At 62.9% G+C, this 1,530-nt stretch carries 1 protein-coding gene; it reads left to right on the top strand.

Annotation, left to right across the window (positions count from 1 at the left end; translation table 11 throughout):
• Positions 1–1,530: non-ribosomal peptide synthetase (locus AP428_RS34140; RefSeq protein ID WP_156349373.1), on the top strand; the 1,530-nt coding region annotated here is incomplete at both ends.

Genomic DNA, 1,530 nt, shown 5'->3' with positions numbered 1-1,530 from the left:
CTCACAATCCCGATCCCCTGACCCTCGGCCTGTCCTCGCGCAATCTCGCCTACGTCATCTACACTTCCGGCTCTACCGGCACGCCTAAGGGTGTCATGGTCGAGCATCGCAGCGTAAACCGTTTGGTAATCAATAGTGGATACGCCGAGATCGGTCCCGGCGATGTCGTCGCCCACTGTGCCAATCCTGCCTTCGACGCAGCGACGTGGGAAGTCTGGGGGGCATTGCTCAATGGTGCGAAGCTGGTCGCCGTGCCGCATCAAGTCACACTCGATCCTAAAGCGCTCGGTCATGTGTTGACTGAGACGAAAGTGTCTTCTCTTTGGCTGACAGTCGGCCTGTTCAACGCCTACCTGGACGTTCTTGGTCCAGTCTTCAGCCAGTTGAAGCACTTGCTCATTGGCGGTGATGCGCTTGATCCGACCAGTGTCGCACGCCTGTTCGAACGTGGTGACGTACCGCTGCATTTGCTAAATGGCTATGGCCCGACCGAAGCCACGACTTTCACAACCACCTACAAAATCGGTGCAACCGCCCTCGACTTGCGCTCCATTCCTATTGGCCGGCCGATCGCCAACACGCAGGTCTACCTCCTGGATAGGCGAGGCCAGCCGGTGCCGATCGGGGTGACCGGCGAAATCCATATCGGCGGCGTCGGCCTCGCTCGCGGCTACCTCGGTCAACCCGAGTTGACAGCACAGCGCTTCATCGCCGACCCGTTCGGCGACACACCCCACGCCCGCCTCTACAAAACCGGCGACCTGGGTCGATGGCTGCCTGACGGCACCATCGAGTACCTCGGCCGCAACGACTTCCAGGTCAAGCTACGCGGCTTCCGCATCGAGCTCGGTGAGATCGAATCCCACCTGCGGGCTTGCCCTGGCGTGCGCGATGCCGTCGTGATCGCCCGCGAAGATCAGCCGGGCGACAAACGCCTCGTGGCCTACCTGCTCGCTATAAACGATGCGCCACTTGCGGCCGCGGCCCTGCGCGACCAACTCGCCACCCGGCTACCCGACTATATGGTGCCCAGCGCCTTCGTCACGCTCGACGCCTTCCCCTTGACCCCGAATGGCAAACTCGATCGCCACGCCCTGCCCGCACCCGACGCCAGCGCCATCGCAACACGCGAATACGCCGCCCCACAAGGCGAGATCGAAACCACCATTGCACAAATCTGGCAGTCGCTCCTCGGCATCGAGCGCGTCGGACGCCACGACGACTTCTTTGACCTGGGCGGACATTCACTGCTTGCCGTACAGATGGTGTCGCGCCTGCGGCAAGCTCTGGGGGTCGAGATCGCTCTGCGCGAGCTCTTCGTGCAGACAACGCTCAGTGCCCATGCACGGTTGATCGAAACGGCTACCGCAGCCTCCGCCACGGCTATTGGACGTACTGAGCGGAACAAGCCGCTGGAGGCCTCGTGGTCTCAGCAACGGCTGTGGTTCCTTGCCCAGCTGGATCCGGCCGCCAGCCTGGCGTACCACATCCCCGCCGGCTTGCGGCTGACGGGCCGGCTCGACCGGGCTG

Source organism: Burkholderia sp. E168m22, assembly GCF_001319805.1.
Lineage (GTDB): Bacteria > Pseudomonadota > Gammaproteobacteria > Burkholderiales > Burkholderiaceae > Burkholderia > Burkholderia orbicola.
This window is presented reverse-complemented; position numbering and strand designations above follow the sequence as displayed.